The 1,959-nt window shown below is 33.7% G+C and carries 3 protein-coding genes; all 3 read right to left on the bottom strand.

The features are described from left to right. Nucleotides 1-59: 59 nt before the first annotated feature. On the bottom strand, nt 60-410 hold the full coding sequence (locus BM141_RS22350; protein ID WP_091549648.1) for a hypothetical protein: 351 nt from the start codon (nt 408-410) through the stop codon (nt 60-62). Then, nucleotides 388-756, bottom strand: a complete 369-nt coding sequence (locus tag BM141_RS22355; protein ID WP_091549649.1) for a hypothetical protein — start codon at nt 754-756, stop codon at nt 388-390. Before BM141_RS22355 ends, BM141_RS22350 begins: the two co-directional genes overlap by 23 nt. A gap of 30 nt (nt 757-786) precedes the next feature. Then, nucleotides 787-1,959, bottom strand: a 1,173-nt coding sequence (locus BM141_RS23355) for a hypothetical protein (RefSeq protein WP_177217525.1), incomplete at its 5' end; no start/stop codon positions are given.

The following is a 1,959-nucleotide window of genomic DNA, read 5'->3' on the forward strand; positions in this document are numbered from 1 at the left end:
AAAGGAAAAGAAACAGAGTGCAAAAACCTTGCACCCTATATGAACAAATCGTTAAGTTTTCAAAATGCAAAGCCTATCTGAAAGCCAAGCTTGGGGAGGATGCCTGAGTATGCTTTGTCTGAAAACCGAGAGATGCCTGTTAATGCTATAGGATAATATATTTTCTCTATATCAGAAATTTTTGAATGAGAGTTTCTAAATCCTATACCTCCATATATATCAAAAACAAAACTTTTCCACCATATCCATTGATAGCCTAAGATAAAGCCATATTGAATAGAATTAATCTTTTGAGTTTGTGGATTAGTGTCGTGTCCTATCAAATTCCCGTTAGCATCTGTAATCTGCTTTCTATAGGCTAACTTATTGAACTTAACTGATAAATACTCAAAATGCAGAAATGAACTCATATAAAATCCTTTTGGGATTGATGTTTCTCATGGGAGAAAAACCAAAAGGGTAATATCGATAAGATAAACCTACACCTATGCCAAATTCTTCAGAAGACTCTGCATTTACTACACCTAATGGCGAATTAATATTAAACACCTTATTACTTTTTATCAGATAATAGTCAGCAACTAAACTATTTCGTAAGCTTTTAAAAATATATTCATTTTTTAAACCCCACTGTTGAGGGAAAAAAAGCAAGTGTTGAGGTGAAACTTTCAAGTTAAAGTGACTAACTTTATCTTTTTCTTGCCCATAAACGCATAATTGATGCAAAAGGCAAAGGAGAATAATTATTTTTTTCATAAAGAAAAGATTTTTTTTAATAAGTGAATTCTAAAAATAATAGTAATGGTCTCTATCTCCAGAATACGCATCTCTACAATATACTCTACTAAAACCAGTAACGTTAGTTACTGTATCATCGTACACTACTGCCGAAAAACTTGCAACATTAGGAAGATAATCTGTAAATGAAATGTTACCTGCACCTAAGTTATAAGTAGCAGTTATTCCCGTGAAATCTAAAGCAAAAGGAACTGCTCCAAGTATAATATGCCGTGCTATAGCCCAACAATTACCTGAAAGTCTTGTTTTATCTTGGTAGCCAGAAATATAGTATAGAGGAGTACATATCCCTAAAAAGCACTGTGTACCAACAATAATGCTATAATCATAAACAGGTGCTTGGTAACTCAATTCCTCGAAGCAAGAATTAAAATATCCACTGTTTGCTACATAACAGCATGGTAAAGTAATAGAGGAGTTTTGACATGATGAAGATTCGGTTCTGCCACTCATAAAAATATTCGTTTTTGAAAGAATTATCTTTATAGTTATTACTCCTGTATCTCTATTGGCTTTTTTCAACTCATCAATTTTTGTTACATCGCCCCCTTTGAGTATCTTGATAGCCTCCTTAGTAAACTGAAAAATATCTCCCCCTATTTTTACTAAGCCATCTTTGCTTACCAAACTCCCCACCTCCTCAAAAGCAATATTCATCTTGAAAAAACCATCCTCCAAAAAGATAAATCTTTCTTTGTGCTGTTTCACAAAATCTGCATAGAACTGTTCTTGTGAGTACGAACTAATCAAAGGCTTGGTTTCTAATGCGAGCTTTGCCTTTTCTATCTCTAACTTTTGCCTCTCCATAGCCTGTGCATAAATACTTTGCAAAGAAACAAAACCTTCAAACTGACTTTCCCACTTTGCCAAGGTTTCACTGTCTTTATTCATTAATTCTGCTCTTATTTTATCAAAAATCAGATAATCTGAGAAATACAAGAATCCATTTTCCGCATCATAGTAAACAAAAGATTCCTTCACTTGCGGGTGTAAGTTTTCATACCTGAGCAGAAAAGGTTTTTCTTCCACTCGTGCCGTATGCTTCTTAGCATTTTCAGTAGGTAGTGGACTTACTTTTTCCATTTTATCGCACCCAAGCAAGGCAAAGAAAAGCACCAAAATCAACCAAAAATTAAATTTGTTTGGAATTTGTTTGGAATT

Source organism: Thermoflexibacter ruber, from assembly GCF_900113045.1.
GTDB lineage: Bacteria > Bacteroidota > Bacteroidia > Cytophagales > Thermoflexibacteraceae > Thermoflexibacter > Thermoflexibacter ruber.